Origin of the sequence: Crenobacter luteus (genome assembly GCF_004345725.1) — a bacterium.
Lineage (GTDB): Bacteria > Pseudomonadota > Gammaproteobacteria > Burkholderiales > Chromobacteriaceae > Crenobacter > Crenobacter luteus.
This window is the reverse complement of the sequence record NZ_SLXG01000002.1, coordinates 108,471-127,398: the sequence shown is the minus strand read 5'-3', so window position 1 is coordinate 127,398 and position 18,928 is coordinate 108,471. Positions and strand designations below refer to the sequence as shown.

The window sequence follows — 18,928 nt, the reverse complement described above, 5'->3', positions numbered from 1 at the left end:
GGGCCGGTAGCTCAGTTGGGAGAGCGTCGCGTTCGCAATGCGAAGGTCGTGAGTTCGATCCTCATCCGGTCCACCAGCGAATTCAATGGCTTGCGGGGTGCCCCCTCGCGCAAGCCGTCTGCCCGGCCCGCACCGCCAAGCCCCCCCTTACCCGGGGGCTTTTGCCTTTTCGCCGGCCTTCCCCACCGCCCGGCGCCCCACCCTTTGCCCCCTTGCCGTCGGTCGCCGGCCGGCCCGCCTCACGAAGCGATAGCCACGCCCCCCTTTCCTCCCTAGACTACGAACAGACGACACGTCCCGGGCAAAGCGCATGACTCGAGGGAGTGCCCGCCTGACGATACGCACCACCCCGACACGAGTGCGACCGGCATGAGCAACGACACGCTTTTCGACCTGACGAACTTCTCCGACCTGCTGCTCGACGCGATCTGCGTCGTCGACGCCGAGGGACGCTTCCTGTTCGTCAGCGCCGCCGCCGAGCGCATCTTCGGCTACACGCCCGGCGAAATGGTCGGGCAGCCGATGACGGCACTCATCCACCCGGACGACCTGGACAGGACGCTGCAGGCCGCCCGCGACATCATGGCCGGACGGCCCAACCCCCACTTCGAGAACCGCTACATCCACAAGGACGGCCGGACCGTCCACATCCGCTGGTCGGCCCGCTGGTCGGAGAAGGACCGCTTCCGCATCGCCGTCGCGCACGACATCAGCGAGCGCAAGCGTGCCGAGTCGCTGCAGGCGGCGCTGTTCGCGATTTCCGAGGCGGCGCACGCGGCGGAAGACCTGAGCGCGCTGTACCGGCGCATCCACGCCATCGTGTCGGCGCTGTTTCCCGGGCGGCGCTTCACGGTCGCGCTGCACGACGCACAACACGGACGGGCGGATGTCCCGCGCGATGAAGCGGGCCGCCTTGCCGTGCCGCTGCGCGCCGGCGAGAGCACGATCGGCGCGCTCGTGCTCGAGGGCGGCGGGGACTGCGCACCGCACGCCGCCGAGGATCTGGAACTGCTGCAGTATGTCGGCGCGCAGATCGCGACCGCGATCGAGCGCAAGCAGTTGCAGGGCCGACTGCTGCACATGGCGTGCTACGACGAGCTGACCGGGCTGCCGAACCGGGGCCTGCTGAACGACAGGCTGAAACAGGCGCTCGCCCGGGCGCGCCGCGACGGCAGCCGTCTGGCGCTGCTCTACCTCGACCTGGACAAATTCAAACGGATCAACGACACCCTGGGCCACGAGGCCGGCGACCGGCTGCTGCAGGCATTCGCCGTGCGCCTGAAGACGTGCGTGCGCGAAACCGACACGGTCGCGCGGCTCGGTGGCGACGAATTCGTCGTGCTGATCGAGGACCAGGCGCTGCCCGACTACGCGCATCGCGTCGCGGCGCGCATCCAGCACGCCTTCGACGCCCCGCTGGGCCTCGACGGCCGGCCCCTCCTCACCCGTCCCAGCATCGGCATCGCGCACTTCCCCGAGGACGGCGACGACGAGAGACAGTTGCTCGGCCACGCCGACAACATGATGTACCGCGCCAAGCGGCAGCGCGACGCGTCGCCGCTGGCTTCCGGCTGAGCCCGCACCGGGCCGCCGGGCGGCGCTAAAAGCCCCGCGAACGCGGGGCTTTTTTGCCTCTCCGGCCAGCGCCGGTCGAGCACATACCGGCTCAGCCCAGCCGGTCGCGGATGAAGTTCAGGTGCGCGTCGAGCGCGCCGACGCCGGCCTGCGCGTCGTGCGCGGCGATCGCGTCGTAGATGCCGCGATGCTGGCTGATCATCTGCGCGATGTCGGCCTCGCGCCCGTCCATCTGCCGGTAGTTGCGCGCGATCGCGCTCTCGACGAGCTCGTGGATCGCCTGCATCACGTGCACCAGCGCGACGTTGTGGCTGGCCTCGGCGACCAAGAGGTGAAAGCGCGCGTCCAGCTCGGGCAGCTTCTGCGCCGCGCCGGCGTCGCCCGCGCGGTGGGTCGCCTCCATCTCGTCGATCGCGGCCCGCAGCCGCGCCAGGTCGGCGTCGGTCGCGCGCTCGGCCGCCAGCCTGACCGACAGCGACTCCAGTCCGTGGCGCAGCTCGAATACGTCGGCCACCGCCTTCGGGTGGCGCGCCAAGAGCTGGGTCAGCGGGTCGGCGACCAGCGCCTCGCCCGGGTTGGCGACCAGGTAGCCGCCCTCGGCGCGCGGGCTGATCAGGCCGCGCGACTCGAGCTTGTGCAGCGCCTCGCGCACCGGCGGACGCGACACCGACATGCGCTCGGCCAGCTCGCGCTCGGACGGCAACTCGTCGCCGGGCTTGAGCAGGCCGTCGACGATCATCGTCTCGAGCTGCTCGTAGACCATGTCGGACAGCCGGCGCCGCGGCGGCGGGGAAATCGCATTGAACGGCACGGAACACACCTCTTTCTGACTTGCTGGCAAACCGCCCGCGAAGATACTGCATCGCCCGGGGCTTTGAAAGCGCGCGCCGCCCCGCCCCGGCACAAGGGTTTTCCCTCTCTACCTCGACCGCCGCGTCCCGGCGCACAATCGACCGCAGTGGTATACCAGTATACCGGAATACCGGGATATCGCCGCTCCTTGCGCGCCGCCCACGGCCGGCGCCAGCCCATCCACGCAGGAGGCCCCGTGTCGCACCCGAACACCTTGCCGCCCGACCCGGCCGACCGCGCCGAACTGATCGCGACGCTGACGGCCGCGCTCGCCGGCTGCCGGCTCTTGACCGACGCCGAGGACACCACGCCCTACGAGTGCGACGGCCTGTCCGCCTACCGCCGCGTGCCGCTGGCGGTGGCGCTGCCGGAAACCGAGGACGAGGTCCGCCACATCCTCAAGACCTGCCACGCGCTGCGCGTGCCGGTGGTGCCGCGCGGCGCCGGCACCGGGCTGTCGGGCGGCGCGATGCCGATCGAGAACGGCCTCGTGCTGTCGCTGGCCAGGTTCAAGCACATCCTCAAGGTCGACCCGGTCGCGCGCACCGCGACCGTCCAGCCGGGCGTGCGCAACCTCGCGATCTCGGATGCGGCCGCGCCGTACGGCCTCTACTACGCACCCGACCCGTCGTCGCAGATCGCCTGCACCATCGGCGGCAACGTGGCGGAGAACTCCGGCGGCGTGCACTGCCTGAAGTACGGCCTGACGGTGAACAACGTGCTCAAGGTGCGCGCGATCACCATGGACGGCGAGCCGGTCGAATTCGGCTCGCTGGCGCCGGACGCGCCGGGGCTGGACCTGCTGGGCGTGTTCATCGGCTCGGAAGGCATGTTCGCGGTGGTCACCGAGGTGGTGGTCAGGCTGGTGCCCAAGCCGCAGACCGCGCAGGTGATCATGGCCAGCTTCGACGACGTCGCGCGTGGCGGCGACGCGGTCGCCGCGATCATCGCCGCCGGCATCATCCCGGCCGGCCTCGAGATGATGGACCGCGCCTGCGCGCGCGCCGTCGAAGAGTTCGTGCACGCCGGCTACGACACCGACGCCGCCGCCATCCTGCTGTGCGAGTCGGACGGCACGCCCGAGGAGGTCGCCGAGGAGATCGCGCGCATGAGCGCGGTGCTTGAGGCCAGCGGCGCGACGCGCATCCGGGTGTCGCAGAGCGAGGCAGAACGCCTCAAGTTCTGGTCCGGGCGCAAGAACGCCTTCCCGGCCGCCGGCCGCCTCGCGCCCGACTACTACTGCATGGACGGCACGATACCGCGCCGCCACATCGGCACGCTGCTGACCCGCATCGCCGAGATGGAGCGCGAATACCGGCTGCGCTGCATCAACGTGTTCCACGCCGGCGACGGCAATATGCATCCCTTGATCCTGTTCAACGGCAACGACGCCGACGAATGGCGCCGCGCCGAACTGTTCGGCGCCGACATCCTGGAAACCTGCGTCGAACTGGGCGGTACCGTCACCGGCGAGCACGGCGTCGGCGTCGAGAAAATCAACTCGATGTGCGTGCAGTTCTCGCCCGAGGAGCGCGACGCCTTCTTCGCGGTCAAGCACGCCTTCGACCCGTCCGGGCTGCTGAACCACGACAAGGCGATCCCGACCCGCGCGCGCTGCGCCGAATACGGCAAGCTGCACGTGCACCACGGCCGGCTGCCCCATCCCGAGCTGCCGCGTTTCTGAGAAAGCGACATGACCGACACCCTCGACGCCTTCCGCGACGCCATCCTGCAGGCATCCCAAGACAAGACGCCGCTGTGCCTGCAAGGCGGCGGCAGCAAGCGCTGGTACGGCGAGACGCCGCAAGGCGAGCCGCTCGACACCCGCGCCTACCGCGGCGTCGTCGCCTACGACCCGGCCGAACTGGTGATCACCGCGCGCTGCGGCACGCCGTTGGCCGAGATCGAAGCGACGTTGGCCGAGCAGAACCAGATGCTCGCCTTCGAGCCGCCGCACTTCGGCCCTGACGCCACCTTCGGCGGCATGGTCGCCGCCGGCCTGTCCGGCCCGCGCCGCGCCGGCGCCGGCGCGCTGCGCGACTTCATCCTCGGCGCGCGGCTGATGGACGGGCGCGGCCAGACGCTGAGCTTCGGCGGCCAGGTGATGAAGAACGTCGCCGGCTACGACGTCGCGCGCCTGCTGGCCGGCTCGCTCGGCACGCTGGGGCTGATCCTCGAAGCGTCGCTCAAGGTGCTGCCGCGCCCGTTCGCCGAGGCGACGCTGCGCTTCGAGATGGACGAGGCGACGGCGCTGGCGACGCTGAACGCCTGGGCCGGCCAGCCGCTGCCGGTCTCGGCCAACGTCTGGCACGACGGCGTGCTGCACCTGCGCCTGAGCGGCGCCACCGCCGCCGTCGCGGCCGCGCGCGACAAGCTCGGCGGCGAGAAGCTCGACGACGCCGAAGCGCACAGCTTCTGGCGGGCGCTGCGCGAACAGGCCGCGCCGTTCTTCGCCGCCCGCGCGCCGGAAGAGTCGCTGTGGCGCCTCGCGCTGCCCTCCAGCGCCGCGCCGGTGGCGCTGCCGGGCGCGCAGCTGATCGAATGGGGCGGCGGCCAGCGCTGGTGGCGCAGCGACGCCGACGCGGCGACGGTCAGAGGGTTGGCCGAGGCGGCCGGCGGCCACGCGACGCTGTTCCGCGGCCAGGACCGCGCGGCGGGCGTGTTCACGCCGCTGCCGGCGCCGCTGATGGCGATCCACCGCAAGCTCAAGGCGGCCTTCGACCCGGCCGGCGTGTTCAACCCGGGACGGCTGTACGCCGGCCTTTAAGCGGACGACCCCGATGCAGACCCGACTGGCCGATTTCATCAAGGACACGCCCGAGGGCGTCGACGCCGACGCGATCCTGCGCCGTTGCGTGCACTGCGGCTTCTGTACCGCGACCTGCCCGACCTACCAGGAACTGGGCGACGAGCTCGACGGCCCGCGCGGCCGCATCTACCTGATCAAGCAGGTGCTCGAGGGCGCGCCGGCCACCGCCAAGACGCAGAGCCACCTCGACCGCTGCCTGAGCTGCCGCAACTGCGAGTCGACCTGCCCGTCGGGCGTCGAGTACGGCCGGCTGCTCGACATCGGCCGCCATGTGGTCGACGCGCAGGTGAAACGGCCGCTCGGGGCGCGCCTCGTGCGCCGCGCGCTGGCGACCGTGCTGCCAAACCCGCGCCTGTTCGGCCCGGCCTACCGGCTCGGCCAACGGCTGCGCCCGCTGTTGCCGGCCAGCCTCAAGGCCAAGGTACTGCCGCGAAGCGACGCCGGCGCCGCCCCGCCGCGCCGGGCGCACGCGCGCAAGGTGCTGATGCTCGCAGGCTGCGTGCAGCCGGTGATGCTGCCCAATATCAACCACGCGACGCTGCGCGTGCTCGACGCGCTCGGCATCGAGGCGATCCTGCCGGCCGACGCCGGCTGCTGCGGCGCGCTGCGCTACCACCTCGACGAGCAGGACGCCGGCCTCGCCGACATGCGCCGCAACGTCGACGCGTGGTGGCCGCACGTCGAGGCCGGCGTCGAGGCCATCGTCGTCAACGCGTCCGGCTGCGGCGTCGCGGTCAAGGAATACGGCCGCTACCTGCGGCACGACCCGGCCTACGCCGACAAGGCGGCGCGCGTGTCGGCGCTGGCGCGCGACCTCGTCGAAATCGTCGCGCCCGAAGCCGCAAACCTGGCCGCACGCGTCGCCGCCTCGCCGCGACGGCGCGTCGCCTACCATCCGCCGTGCACTTTGCAACACGGCCAACGGGTGCGCGGCCAGCTCGAAAAACTGCTGCAGACGCTGGGACTTGCGGTGCTGTTGCCCACCGACAGCCACCTATGTTGCGGCTCGGCCGGCACCTATTCGCTATTACAACCTGAGTTGTCTTTGAAATTGCGCGACAATAAGCTCGCAGCGCTCGCCAGAACCACGCCGGACCTCATCGTTTCCGGCAACGTCGGCTGCATCGGGCACCTGCGCGGCGGCACCGCGACCCCTGTCATGCACTGGGTCGAGCTCGTCGACAGGATGCTGACCGACACGGCGCGCTGATCAATCACAACAAAGGAGTGAGACATGCAACACAAGGCCGTTCTGACCCTGGACGAGGTCAACATCATTCTCAACGCCGCGCGCGAAGAGGCCGAAAGCAACAACTGGAAGGTCTCGATCGCGATGGTCGACGACGGCGGCCACCCGCTGGGCCTGGTGCGCATGAATGACTGCGCGCCGATCAGCGCCTATATCGCAATGGAGAAGGCCCGCTCGGCGGCGCTCGGTCGCCGCGAATCGAAGAATTTCGAAGACATGATCAACAACGGTCGCACCGCCTTCCTGTCGGCCCCGCTGCTGAGCGGCATGCTCGAAGGCGGCGTGCCGGTACTGGTCGGCGGCCAGGTCGTCGGCGCGGTCGGCATCTCCGGCCTGACGCCCGATCTGGACGCCCGGATCGCCAAGGCCGGCATCGCCGCGCTGGAACGCTAAGGGCGGCGCGACAGGACGGGCCGCCGGCCCGTCCCTCGCCCGAGGAAAGAAGAACCATGACCGAGTATCTCCGCTGCGGCCGCCTTCAGGTCGCCGCCGTTCTGCACCGTTTCATCGAACAGGAAGCGCTCCCCGGCACCGGCATCGACACCGCCGCCTACTGGCGGGGCGTCGACGCGCTGGTCCACGAGCTGGCGCCGAAGAACCGCGCGCTGTTGGCCGAGCGCGACCGCCTGCAAGCCGAACTGGACGCCTGGTATCGCCAACACCCCGGCCCGATCGCCGACATGGCAGACTACCGGACCTTCCTGAACGACATCGGCTACCTCGTCGACGTCCCGGCCGATTTCAAGGTCGATACCGGCCGTGTCGACCTTGAAATCGCCGCGCAGGCCGGCCCGCAGCTGGTGGTGCCGGTGATGAACGCCCGCTACGCGCTGAACGCCGCCAACGCCCGCTGGGGCAGCCTGTACGACGCGCTGTACGGCACCGACGCGATCGGCGACGACGACGGCGCGGCGCGCGGCGCCGGCTACAACCCGGTCCGCGGCGCCCGGGTGATCGCCTTCGGCCGCGCCTTCCTCGACCAGAGCGCGCCGCTCGCGCAGGGCTCGCACGCCGACGCCGTCGCCTACCGCGTCGCCGCCGGCCGCCTCGAAGTCGCGCTCGCCGACGGCACGGCTGCCGCGCTGGCCGAGCCGGCCCAGTTCCTCGGCTACCGCGGCGACGCCGACGCGCCGGACGCGGTGCTGCTGCGCCACCACGGCCTGCACGTCGAGATCCAGATCGACAAGACCCACGCCATCGGCGCGCAGGACGCGGCCGGCGTGAAGGACCTGCTCGTCGAGGCGGCGATCACCACCATCATGGACTGCGAGGACTCGGTCGCCGCCGTCGACGCCGACGACAAGGTCGCCGTCTACCGCAACTGGCTCGGCCTGATGAAGGGCACCTTGTCCGAAACGGTCGAGAAGAACGGCAAGCGCTTCACCCGCACGCTGAACCCGGACCGCGAATACACCGCCGCCGACGGCGGCACGCTGACGCTGCCGGGCCGCTCGCTGATGTTCGTGCGCAACGTCGGCCACCTGATGAGCAACCCGGCGATGCTCGACGCGGACGGCAACGAAGTGCCCGAGGGCATCATCGACGCCGTCGTCACCAGCCTGATCGCGCTCCACGACCTCAAGCGCGACGGCGCGCGCAACTCGCGCGCAGGCTCGGTCTACATCGTCAAGCCGAAGATGCACGGCCCGGCCGAAGTCGCGTTCGCCGACGAGCTGTTCGGCCGCGTCGAGGACCTACTGGGCCTCGCCCGCCACACGCTGAAGATGGGCATCATGGACGAGGAGCGCCGCACCAGCGTCAACCTCGCCGCCTGCATCGCCGCCGCGCGCTCGCGCGTGGTGTTCATCAACACCGGCTTCCTCGACCGCACCGGCGACGAGATTCACACCTCGATGGAAGCCGGCGCCATGGTCCGCAAGGGCGACATGAAGCAAAGCCGCTGGATCGCCGCCTACGAGCGCAACAACGTCCAGGTCGGCCTCGCCTGCGGCCTCAGGGGTCGCGCGCAGATCGGCAAGGGCATGTGGGCGATGCCGGACCTGATGGCCGCGATGCTCAAAGAAAAGGTCGCCCAGCCCAAGGCTGGCGCCAACACCGCCTGGGTGCCGTCGCCGACCGCCGCCGTGCTGCACGCGCTGCACTACCACCAGGTCGACGTCGCCGCCGTGCAGCGCGAGCTGGAGGCGCAGCCGCCCGTCGCGCTGCTCGACGAGCTCCTGACCGTGCCGGTCGAGCCGCACCCGTCGTGGAGCGCCGCCGAGATCCAGCAGGAACTCGACAACAACGCGCAGGGCATCCTCGGCTACGTGGTGCGCTGGATCGAGCAGGGCGTCGGCTGCTCGAAGGTGCCCGACATCCACGACGTCGCGCTGATGGAAGACCGCGCCACGCTGCGCATCTCCAGCCAGCATATCGCCAACTGGCTGCGCCACGGCATCGTGAGCGAGGCGCAGGTGCGCGAGACGCTCGAACGGATGGCCGCCGTGGTCGACGCGCAGAACAAGGGCGACCCCGCCTACCGCGCGATGGCCGGCCGCTGCGACGAATCGCTCGCCTTCCAGGCCGCCTGCGACCTGGTGTTCAAGGGCGCGGCGCAGCCGTCGGGCTACACCGAGCCGCTGTTGCACCGCTGGCGCCAGCTCGCCAAGGCGCAAAGCTGAGCCGCCGCGCCAGGACGACGCCGCCTGCGGGCGGCGTTTTTGCGTCTGCGGGGCGCCCCGCAGCGCCCCGGCGCGCGCGACGGCGATATAATCGGGGCATCCGAGCCGACCGACGAGCCATGCAGGCCCCGCCCCTCCCCCCCGACGAAACGCAGCGACTGGCGGCGCTCCACGCGCTGGACATTCTCGACACCGCCGCCGACGCGACGCTGGACCGCGTCACGCGCACCGCCGCGCGCCTGTTCCGCGTGCCGGTCGCGCTCGTGTCGCTGATCGACGCCGAGCGGCAGTGGTTCAAGTCGCGCGTCGGCCTCGACGTCGCCGAGACGCCGCGCGAGCTGTCGTTCTGCGGCCACGCCATCCTCGCCGACGCCACCCTGGTGGTCGAGGACGCCGCCGCCGACCCGCGCTTCTGCGGCAACCCGCTGGTCGACGGCGGGCCGCGCATCGCCTTCTACGCCGGCCACCCGCTGCATTCGCGCGACGGCCACCGGCTCGGCACGCTGTGCCTGATCGACCATGTCCCGCGCCGCTTCGACGAGGACGACGTCGCGGCGCTGGTCGACCTGGCGAAGTTGGCCGAGCGCCACCTGCACGGCCTGCACGCGCGCGACCAGGCGCGCGCGATGCACCACACGCTGACCCGCACCGAGGCGCTGTTCGAGAGCACCTTCTCGCAGGCGGCGGTCGGCATGGCGATTACCTCGCTCGACGGTCGCTGGCTGCGCGTCAACGAGCGGCTGAGCGAAATCACCGGCTACCCGCGCGACGCGCTGCTCGCCCGCCGCTTTCACGACATCACCCACCCCGACGACCTGGCCGACGACCTCGGCCAACTCGAACGGCTGATCGCCGGCGCGCTGCCGCACTACGCGCTCGAAAAGCGCTACCTGCGCGCCGACGGCGGCACGATCTGGGTCGCGCTGTCGGTGTCGCTGGTGCGCGACGACGACGGCGCGCCGCTCTACCTGGTCGCGGTGGTCGAGGACATCGACGCGCGCAAGCGCATGGAGGCCGAGCTGCAGCGCGCGCACCGCGAACTCGAGGCGCGCGTCGCCGAACGCACCGCCGACCTGGCCTCGGCCAACCTCGAGCTGAGCCGCGAGATCCATGAGCGCGAACGCTACCAGCGCTGGCTGGCCGAGGAGGAGGCGCGCTTTCGCACCATCCTCGCCAACGCGACCGACGCCTTCGTCGCCGTCGACGAGGCGGGCACCATCGTCGAGTGGAACCGCTCGGCCGAACGCATCTTCGGCTGGTCGCGCGACGAGGCGGTCGGCCGCCCGCTCGCCGACACCATCATCCCCGACACGATGCGCGCCGCCCACCATGCCGGTTTCACGCGCTTTTGCGCCTCCGGCGAGGGCCGCATCCTCGACCAGCGCATCGAGCTGCCGGCGCGCCGCCGCGACGGCAGCGAGTTCCCGACCGAACTGACCTTGAGCGCCAACCATCTGGGCGGCCGGCGCATCGTCAGCGCCTTCCTGCACGACATCAGCGAGCGCAAGGCCGCCGAGACGGCGCTGCGCGACAGCCGCGAACGGCTGCGACTGATCACCGACCACATGCCGGCGCTGATCGCCTACGTCGACAAGGGGCTGCGCTACCGCTTCAACAACCGCGCCTACCAGCACTGGTTCGGCGTCTCGCCCGAAAGCCTGGCCGGCACCGAGTTCCGCGCGCTCTTGGGCGAGGCGGCGTTCGCGCGCACGCACGACGCGATCGCGCGGCTGTCGCGCGGCGAGCCGGTGCACTTCGAGGAGGTGATCGACTGCCGGCTCGGCCGGCTCGACGTGCACACCACGCTGGTGCCCAACCGCACCGCCGCCGGCGACTTCGACGGCTTCTACGTGCTGGCGCTCGACATCACCGAGCGCAAGCGGCTGATGGCGCGGCTGGAGGCCGAGGCGAGCCTGGACGCGCTGACCGGCCTGCCGAACCGGCGCGCCTTCATGCGCCACCTGGGCCGCGCGATCGCGCTGGCGCGCCGCGCGCGGCGCGGCCTGGCGCTGCTGTTCATCGACCTGGACGGCTTCAAGCGCCTCAACGACGACCACGGCCACGACTTCGGCGACGCGGTACTGCGCCGCCTCGCCGCCCTGCTGGCCGGCACGCTGCGCCAGACCGACGTGGTCTCGCGGCTGGCCGGCGACGAGTTCACCGTCATCCTCGAGCAGCTCGAGGCGCCGGCGATCACCGCGCCGGCGGTCGCCGACAAGCTGCTGGCGGCGCTGGCGCAGGTCGACGAGATCGACGGCCGGCCGGTGAGGCTGTCGGCCAGCATTGGCGTCGCGCTCTACCCCCACAACGCGCAGGCCAGCCCCGAGGCGCTGCTGGCGGCGGCCGACCGCGCGATGTACCGCGCCAAGCAGTCGGGCAAGAACCGCTACGCACTGTGCTCGGCCGACGGCTGAGCGCCCCTCCCCGTATCGCGCCGGCCACGAGAAAGCCCGCCATGACGGCGGGCTGTCGGGGGCGGACGGGCCTCAGCCCGGGTCCTGGCCGGCGGCGACTTCTTCGGGCGCCGCCTTCGGCGGCGGCAGCACGAAGCTCAGCGGGTTGCGGACGAAGCGCTTGAGCACCGCCGGCACCAAGGGCAGCGCCTCGCGCGCCTTGAGCTTGCGCGAACGCAGCGCAACCCACAGCGCGAGGCTGAAGCTGACCAGGAGGTTGGTCGCGCCGATCAGCGCGACGCCGGCGAGCGACCACAGCAGCACCGACAGCGGCAGCTGGTAGTCGAGCGTCACCGCCGCGAACGACAGATAGGCCGACGAGAAGGTGATGTGGCGGATGTCGAGCGGCAGGCCGAGCAGAAAGCCTATCGTGCCGGTCACGCCGAGGAACAGGCCGAAGTAGAAGTTGCCGGCCAGACCGCCGAGGTTGTGCTCGATATAGCGCGCCAACCTGAGCGTGCGGCGCTCGCCGACGAGGCGGTTCAGCCAAGGCAAGGCGGCGATGCGCTCGGGAATGCGCCGGTAGATCGCCAGGTTGTCGTAGTAGCCGGCGATCAGGCCGGCGAGGAACAGGTAGACGCCGGCGATCGCCGCGTGGAATACCGCCAGGCTCGCGACCGGGTCGATGTCGGCCAACAGGTGGCGCGCCTTGGCCGCGTCGATCACCGGCGCGCCGGTGAAGAAGCGCCACGCCTCGGCGATCGCCCACGCGGTCGGGATCGCCAGCAACACGTTGCCGAGGATGGCGACGAACTGCGTCCTGAGCACCTTGACGACCAGCTCGGTCAGCTCGTCGACCCAGGCGCGCCCGCCGGCCTTGTCGTGGATCACCGCGGCGATGCGCGCGGCGGTCATCGCCGGCTGCTTGGTCGCGATGGTGAAGTGCAGCACGTGCACCAGCATGAAGCCGAGCGAGTAGTTGAGGCCGAAGGCCAGCGCCTCCCAGATCAAGGGCAGGTGGGCCTTGGCGAGCAGGAGCTTGACCAGCGCCATGAAGCCGACGATCAGCCCGGCGCCGGCGGCGGCGCGCGCCATGCCGCTCCACTCCGAACGCGTCTCGGCGATGTAGTGCTCGCCGTGGCGGCCGGCGTGTTCGGTCACCTGCAGCGCGATCAGCTCGGTGTTGGCGGTGAACAGGTCGCGCACGCTGTACTTGCGGTTCTCGGCGCGCACCAGCTCGGCCAACAGGAGGAACAGCGTGCCGTCCCGGGCCGGGTCGTGACGCCAGTTCAACAGGTCGAGCAGCATGCGCAGCCGGCCGATGTGCTGCGCCAGGCGCAGCACGTGGTAGGTCAGCCCGACCGAGATGCCGTAGCGGGCGGCGTTCTTTTTCGCGCGCGCGAGGATGTCCTCGCACTGGTCGAGCAGCACCAGGATCTGTCTCTCGTCCTCGGCCGGCTCGGCCGACGCCGTCAGCGCCGCGCGGTAGGACTCGGCGTAACGCAGCGTCTCGGCGCCGAGGTGCAGGAACGGCGACTCGAAGCGCTCGATCTCGGGCACCACGCGCACCAGCTCCGGCTCCAGCCCGATCGCGGTGATGCGCGCGGTCAGCACCTGCACCGCCTCGAGCATCTGCAGCCGGGTGTGCTGGGCGACGCGGCAGTCCTCCTCGTCCCAGGCGAGCGCGCGCCACAGGTCGGACCACACGTCGCGCGGCAGCGCCGCGACCCAGCGGTAGTCGTCGCGGCGCGCGAACAGCTCGCCGAACACGTCCTTCAGGTATTCGGGATTGCGCGCCGGCGGCAGCACGCGCTCGCCGAGACGGCGCTTGAAGGCGGCGTAGAAGCCCTCGTTCGACAAGGTGCCGACGTCGGTATAGAGCGCGACCTGGCGGGTGCCGCCCATCAGCGCCAGCAGCGCGCGGCGCAAGCCGGCGCGGTAGTCGGGTTCGCGGTTGAGCAGGAAGGTCAGCGCGCGGGCGTTCTTGGTCGCCTGCTCGACGTCGTCGGCGTCGTCGGGCCGCAGCGCCGCGATCAGCCGCGCCAGCAGCGGCGCGGGCGCCGCGGCGGCGTCGGGCAGGCAGATGGCTTTGAGGACTTCGTCCATGGGCTCCCTCGTGTTGCGGGCGTCGGCGCGAAAGATCGCCGCCCCGGGGCGCCACCTTACCAGAAGCCGCCGCGTTTGCTCAAAAAACAAGCAGGGCCGCCCAAGGCGGCCCTGCCGGCGATGCGCCCGCCCTGGGCGTCAGCCCAGCTTGAAGAAGCGCACGCTCTCCTCCAGCCTGGCCGACACGTCGGCGATGCGGCGCGAGTTCGCGCTGATGGTCTGCATCGCCGCCGAGGTCTCCTCGCTCATCTGCGCCATCTGCTCCATGTTCTTAGCGATCTCGGTGCTGGCGGCCTTCTGCTCGACCACCGACGCGGCGATGCCGTCGATGTCGCTGTTCGAGCGCGCGACGCTCTCGTCGCTGGCGCGGAACAGCTCGGCCACCTGGCCGACGCAGCCGCGGCTGGCCTCGAGCGAAGACAGACCCTGACGCACCACCGCGTCGAGCGCGGCCGACTTGTCGCCGAGCTGGCGGTTGACGTTGTCGATCTCGGACGCCGAGGTCGCCGACTTCTCGGCCAGCTTGCGCACCTCGTCGGCGACCACCGCGAAGCCGCGGCCCTGCTCGCCGGCGCGCGCCGCCTCGATCGCCGCGTTCAGCGCCAACAGATTGGTCTGGTCGGCGATGTCGCGCACCTCGCGCGTCATGTTGGTGATCGCCTGCGTGCTGCTGACGAAATCCTGCACCGACGACGCGAGGTCCTGGATCACCGACTGCATCTGCTGCATCTCGGCCTCCAGCTGCGCGACGCTCTTGGCGCCGTTGCGGCTCATCTCGAGGTTGGCCGAGGAACGGCCGCGCAGCTCGTCGGCCGAGTCGGCGACGGTCGAGATGCTGACGGTCAACTCTTCGACCGCCGCGGCCGACGCGCTGGCCGCCTCGGACTGGTGACGGCTCGCCTCGTGCACCTCCTCGCTGGCGCCGGCCAGCGATTCGACCATGGTGCGCGACTCGCCGACGCCCTCGCGCACGGTGCGCACGGTGCGCGTCAGGCTGTCGACCATGCGCTTGAGCGAGGCCTGCAACTGGCCGACCTCGTCGGCGCGGTCGACGTCGATCGCCACGTCGAGCCGGCCGTCGGCGACCGAATCGGCGACCGCGACCGCCTGCTTGAGCGGCCCGACGATGGAGCGCGAGATCAGCCACGCCGACAGCGCGCCGATCAGCACCGCCAGCGCCGCGAACACCATGTTGAGCGTGTTGGCCGAGCTCATCGCCGCCTGCGCCTCGCGCGACAGCTCGTCGTTGATCGCGAACTCGACCTCCATCAGCTCGCGCAGCGCGCCGAGCACCTTGTAGTTGGTCGGCGACAGCACCATGCTGACGTCGCTGCGCGCCTTGTCGATGTTGCCGCTGGCGTTGGTCTGCAGGATGTCGGCCTGCTGGGCGGCGAAGGTCTGCAGGTGGCGCTCGAGCTCGGCCAACTTGTCGCGTTCCTTCTGGGTGCCGTACTCGCTGCCGATTGCCGTCTTCAGCTGCGCCAGGCTCTCGCGAATGATCTTCTGGTTGGCGTCGATCTTCTCGCGCAATTGTGCCTTGGCGGCCTCGTCCGGCACGAAGTTGTAGTCGCCGGTCGAGCGGAAGGAAATCAGCGCCGCCGCCTGCATCTGCGCGACGCGGCGCATATTGGGGCTACTGATCTCGGTAATCGAGTACACCGACTCGCCGACCGACGCCAGGCCGCGCCAGGCGCCGCCGGCGATCACGACCATGAACAGCAGGAGCAGGCCGAAAGCGAGGGCCAGCCGGGTGCCGATTTTAAGGCGCTGCGAAACTCCCATGATTAAGTCCATCCTCCATCATTGCTTTTATTGGATATCGCGCCCGGTCTTGCGCCGCGCGCGTGGGCCCGCGGGCGGACAGCGCTCATCGCGGCCGCGGGCGAGCCATTATTGATGAAGAGGCCATACGCAACAAGCACGCGCGATGGCATAACTTCATGTCATGAAAATGAACTAGTCGTCGCGCGACAATTGATGACGTACAAATGCCGCCAGCGCGCGGCGCAAGCCCTCGTCGGGCAGCGCGCCGGCCGCGTCGGCCAGCGCCGCGAGTCCCTTTTCGCCGATCTTCAGCCGGTTTTCGCGGTTGCGCGGCGGCGCCAGCGGCGCGGCGACGCGGATGCGCAACACCCGCACCGGATAGCCGGCCTCGGCCAGCCTCGGCAGCAGCGTGCTCTCGAGAAAACGCAGCCGGCTGGCGACGGCGGCGTTGGCGGCGAACACCACCAGCGCGTCGCCGTTGATGCACACCGCCTGGCTGCCCTCGGCCAAGGCGTCCGGCAGCAGCCGGCGCCAGGCGGCGTCGAGCCGCATCAGCTGCTGCGCGCGGCCGGCGAGTTCGGCGAGCTTGCGGTCGCCCTGGATCAGGTCGCCGAGCGGACGGCTGTTCATGACGCTCTCCCCGGTGATTGGTGCGCCATTCTAGCAAGACGCGCGCGCCCGGGCGGCCGGGCGACTTGAAGGGGCGCCGCTCCACCCCCATTTCGGGGTAGCGGGCGGGTGCCCGTGTTATACTCGTCACCATTTTTTTGGCCCCACTGGCCTGGAACCCTCCGGATGATTTCGACGCTCCTCAAGAAGGTATTCGGCAGCCGCAACGACCGGCTGATCAAGCAATACCGAGACAAAGTCGCCCGCATCAACGCGCTCGAAGACGGCATGAAGGCGCTGTCCGACGCCGCGCTGGCCGGCAAGACCGACGAATTCAAGGCGCGCCTCGCGCAGGGCGAAACGCTCGAGGCGCTGCTGCCGGAGGCCTTCGCCGTCTGCCGCGAGGCCAGCCGCCGGGTGCTGGGCATGCGCCACTTCGACGTGCAGCTGATCGGCGGCATGGTGCTCAACGACGGCAACATCGCCGAGATGCGCACCGGCGAGGGCAAGACGCTGGTCGCGACGCTGCCGGCCTACCTGAACGCGCTGACCGGCAACGGCGTGCACGTGGTGACGGTCAACGACTACCTCGCCAACCGCGACGCCGGCATCATGGGCCGGCTGTACAACTTCCTCGGCCTGTCGGTCGGCGTCAACCTGTCGCAGATGCCGCACGACGCCAAGCAGGCGGCCTACGCGGCCGACATCACCTACGGCACCAACAACGAGTTCGGCTTCGACTACCTGCGCGACAACATGGTGTTCTCGATCGAGGAGAAGGTGCAGAAGAAGCTCGCCTTCGCCATCGTCGACGAGGTCGACTCGATCCTGATCGACGAGGCGCGCACCCCCTTGATCATCTCCGGCCCGGCCGAGGACAACGTCGAGATGTACCGCCGCATGAACGCGGTGCCGCCGCTGTTGACGCGCCAGGAAACCGAGGACGGCGACGGCGACTACTGGGTCGACGAGAAGGCCAACAGCCTGATGCTGTCCGAGGCCGGCCACGAGCGCGCCGAGCAGATCCTCGCCGACATGGGCCTGCTGCCGGACGGCGACAGCCTGTACTCGGCGACCAACATCACGCTGATGCACCACCTGATGGCGGCGCTGCGCGCGCACGCGCTGTTCCACCGCGACCAGCACTACGTGGTGCAGAACGGCGAAGTCATCATCGTCGACGAGTTCACCGGCCGCCTGATGCCGGGCCGCCGCTGGAGCGAGGGCCTGCACCAGGCCGTCGAGGCCAAGGAAGGCGTCGAGATCAACCGCGAGAACCAGACGCTGGCGTCGATCACCTTCCAGAACTACTTCCGCCTGTACGGCAAACTGTCGGGCATGACCGGCACCGCCGACACCGAGGCCTACGAATTCCAGCAGATCTACGGCCTCGAGACCGTGGTGATCCCGACCAACCGGCCGATGATCCGCCAGGACGCGCACGACAAGGTCTACCGCACCGCGCGCGAGAAGTACGCCGCGATCATCGCCGACCTCAAGGACTGCCACGAGCGCGGCCAGCCGGCGCTGGTGGGCACCACCTCGATCGAGAACTCCGAGCTGGTCTCGCAACTGCTGCGCGAGGCCGGCCTGCCGCACAACGTGCTCAACGCCAAGGAGCACGCGCGCGAGGCCGACATCATCATCCAGGCCGGCCGCCCCGGCGTGATCACCGTGGCGACCAATATGGCCGGCCGCGGCACCGACATCGTGCTCGGCGGCAACCCCGAGCCGGAGATCAAGGCGGTCGAATCCGACGACTCGCTGTCCGACGAGCAGAAGGCCGCGCGCATCGACGCGATCCGCGCCGACTGGAAGGCCCGCCACGAGGCGGTGCTCGCCGCCGGCGGCCTGCACATCGTCGGCACCGAGCGCCACGAATCGCGCCGCATCGACAACCAGCTGCGCGGCCGCTCCGGCCGCCAGGGCGACCCGGGCTCGTCGCGCTTCTACCTGAGCCTCGAAGACCCGCTGCTGCGCATCTTCGCGTCCGACCGCGTCGCCGCGATCATGGAGCGCCTGAAGATGCCGGAGGGCGAGGCGATCGAACACCCGTGGGTGTCGCGCTCGATCGAGAACGCGCAGCGCAAGGTCGAGGGCCGCAACTTCGACATCCGCAAGCAGCTGCTGGAATACGACGACGTCGCCAACGACCAGCGCAAGGTGATCTACGCGCAGCGCAACGAACTGCTCGAGAGCGCGGACGTGTCCGACGTCACCGCGAACATGCGCGAGGGCGTGATCACCGACCTCGTCGACCTGCACCTGCCGCCCGAGTCGATGGAGGAACAATGGGACCTGCCGGGCCTCGAGAAGACGCTGGAGGCCGAGTACCAGATCGCCGCGCCGGTGTCCGCGTGGATCGCGGCCGAGCCGACGCTCGACATCGCCGACATCAAGGCGCGCGTGCTGGCGTTGGCCGAGGCCGCCTACCGCGCCCGGCTCGAGATGGCCGGCCCGCAGGTGTTCGCGCAGTTCGAGCGCGCGCTGGTGCTGCAGATGCTCGACAACCACTGGCGCGAACACCTCGCCGCGATGGACCACCTGCGCCAGGGCATCCACCTGCGCGGCTACGCGCAGAAGAACCCGAAGCAGGAGTACAAGCGCGAGGCCTTCGAGCTGTTCGCCGACATGCTCGAACGCGTCAAGAAGGGCGTGGTCGGCGTGTTGCTGACGGTCGAGGTGCGCGGCCAGGAGGACGTCGAGGCGGTCGAGCCGCACGCGCCGAGCCACGTGCAGCTGTCGCACGCCGAGCCGGAACCGGCGCTGGCCGGCTACGCCGAGGCGGCCGAGGGCGGCGCCAACCCGTTCGCCCCGGCGGCGCTGGCGGCGCAGGGCATCCGCGTCGGCCGCAACGACCCCTGCCCGTGCGGCTCGGGCCTCAAGTACAAGGCCTGCCACGGCAAGCTGGTCTGAACCCGCCCGTCGCAGCAGCAAAAAAAGCCGGTCT

12 protein-coding genes and 1 tRNA gene are annotated in these 18,928 nt (G+C 70.4%); 9 read left to right on the top strand and 4 right to left on the bottom strand.

What is annotated here, in order from left to right; translation table 11 throughout:
- Both EV683_RS02090 and EV683_RS02085 read left to right on the top strand, forming a co-directional pair.
- Window positions 1–76: transfer RNA gene (locus EV683_RS02090), tRNA-Ala, on the top strand.
- Between the two features lie 293 nt (window positions 77–369).
- Complete coding sequence (locus EV683_RS02085) at window positions 370–1,575, top strand: diguanylate cyclase domain-containing protein (protein ID WP_131861628.1); 1,206 nt, start codon at window positions 370–372, stop codon at window positions 1,573–1,575.
- Between the two features lie 91 nt (window positions 1,576–1,666).
- On the opposite strand, the gene EV683_RS02080 is transcribed toward EV683_RS02085, so the two are convergent.
- A complete protein-coding gene (locus EV683_RS02080) occupies window positions 1,667–2,386 on the bottom strand; it encodes a FadR/GntR family transcriptional regulator (RefSeq protein ID WP_131861626.1) in 720 nt (239 codons plus the stop codon).
- A gap of 237 nt (window positions 2,387–2,623) precedes the next feature.
- Between EV683_RS02080 and EV683_RS02075 the strand changes: the two genes are divergently transcribed.
- From EV683_RS02075 to EV683_RS02050, 6 genes are all read left to right on the top strand, one after another.
- Complete coding sequence (locus EV683_RS02075) at window positions 2,624–4,111, top strand: FAD-linked oxidase C-terminal domain-containing protein (RefSeq protein WP_131861624.1); 1,488 nt, start codon at window positions 2,624–2,626, stop codon at window positions 4,109–4,111.
- A gap of 9 nt (window positions 4,112–4,120) precedes the next feature.
- Window positions 4,121–5,194 carry a glycolate oxidase subunit GlcE gene (gene glcE, locus EV683_RS02070; RefSeq protein WP_131861622.1) on the top strand — a complete coding sequence of 358 codons (1,074 nt, stop codon included), beginning with the start codon at window positions 4,121–4,123 and terminating at the stop codon, window positions 5,192–5,194.
- A gap of 13 nt (window positions 5,195–5,207) precedes the next feature.
- Window positions 5,208–6,446, top strand: coding sequence for a glycolate oxidase subunit GlcF (glcF, locus tag EV683_RS02065; RefSeq protein WP_131861620.1), 1,239 nt, complete (start codon window positions 5,208–5,210; stop codon window positions 6,444–6,446).
- Between the two features lie 24 nt (window positions 6,447–6,470).
- On the top strand, window positions 6,471–6,878 hold the full coding sequence (locus EV683_RS02060; RefSeq protein WP_066610209.1) for a heme-binding protein: 408 nt from the start codon (window positions 6,471–6,473) through the stop codon (window positions 6,876–6,878).
- A 56-nt stretch (window positions 6,879–6,934) separates the two neighbouring features.
- The gene (locus EV683_RS02055) at window positions 6,935–9,106 is read left to right on the top strand and encodes a malate synthase G (RefSeq protein ID WP_131861618.1); all 2,172 of its coding nucleotides are present in this window, start codon (window positions 6,935–6,937) and stop codon (window positions 9,104–9,106) included.
- A gap of 119 nt (window positions 9,107–9,225) precedes the next feature.
- Window positions 9,226–11,520 carry a PAS domain S-box protein gene (locus tag EV683_RS02050; RefSeq protein ID WP_131861616.1) on the top strand — a complete coding sequence of 765 codons (2,295 nt, stop codon included), beginning with the start codon at window positions 9,226–9,228 and terminating at the stop codon, window positions 11,518–11,520.
- A gap of 72 nt (window positions 11,521–11,592) precedes the next feature.
- On the opposite strand, the gene EV683_RS02045 is transcribed toward EV683_RS02050, so the two are convergent.
- The 3 genes from EV683_RS02045 to EV683_RS02035 all read right to left on the bottom strand — a co-directional run bounded on the left by EV683_RS02045 (window position 11,593) and on the right by EV683_RS02035 (window position 15,999).
- Window positions 11,593–13,605, bottom strand: a complete 2,013-nt coding sequence (locus EV683_RS02045; RefSeq protein WP_066610203.1) for a site-specific recombinase — start codon at window positions 13,603–13,605, stop codon at window positions 11,593–11,595.
- A 138-nt stretch (window positions 13,606–13,743) separates the two neighbouring features.
- Entirely contained in the window at window positions 13,744–15,387 is a 1,644-nt protein-coding gene (locus EV683_RS02040) for a methyl-accepting chemotaxis protein (RefSeq protein ID WP_165916772.1), read from the bottom strand.
- Between the two features lie 174 nt (window positions 15,388–15,561).
- On the bottom strand, window positions 15,562–15,999 hold the full coding sequence (locus EV683_RS02035; protein ID WP_066610200.1) for a DciA family protein: 438 nt from the start codon (window positions 15,997–15,999) through the stop codon (window positions 15,562–15,564).
- A 165-nt stretch (window positions 16,000–16,164) separates the two neighbouring features.
- Here EV683_RS02035 and secA point away from each other — a divergent pair, with 165 nt between their 5' ends.
- Window positions 16,165–18,894 (top strand): preprotein translocase subunit SecA, encoded by a 2,730-nt coding sequence (gene secA / locus EV683_RS02030; RefSeq protein WP_131861612.1) that lies wholly within the window; start codon window positions 16,165–16,167, stop codon window positions 18,892–18,894.
- The last annotated feature ends 34 nt before the right edge of the window (window positions 18,895–18,928 follow it).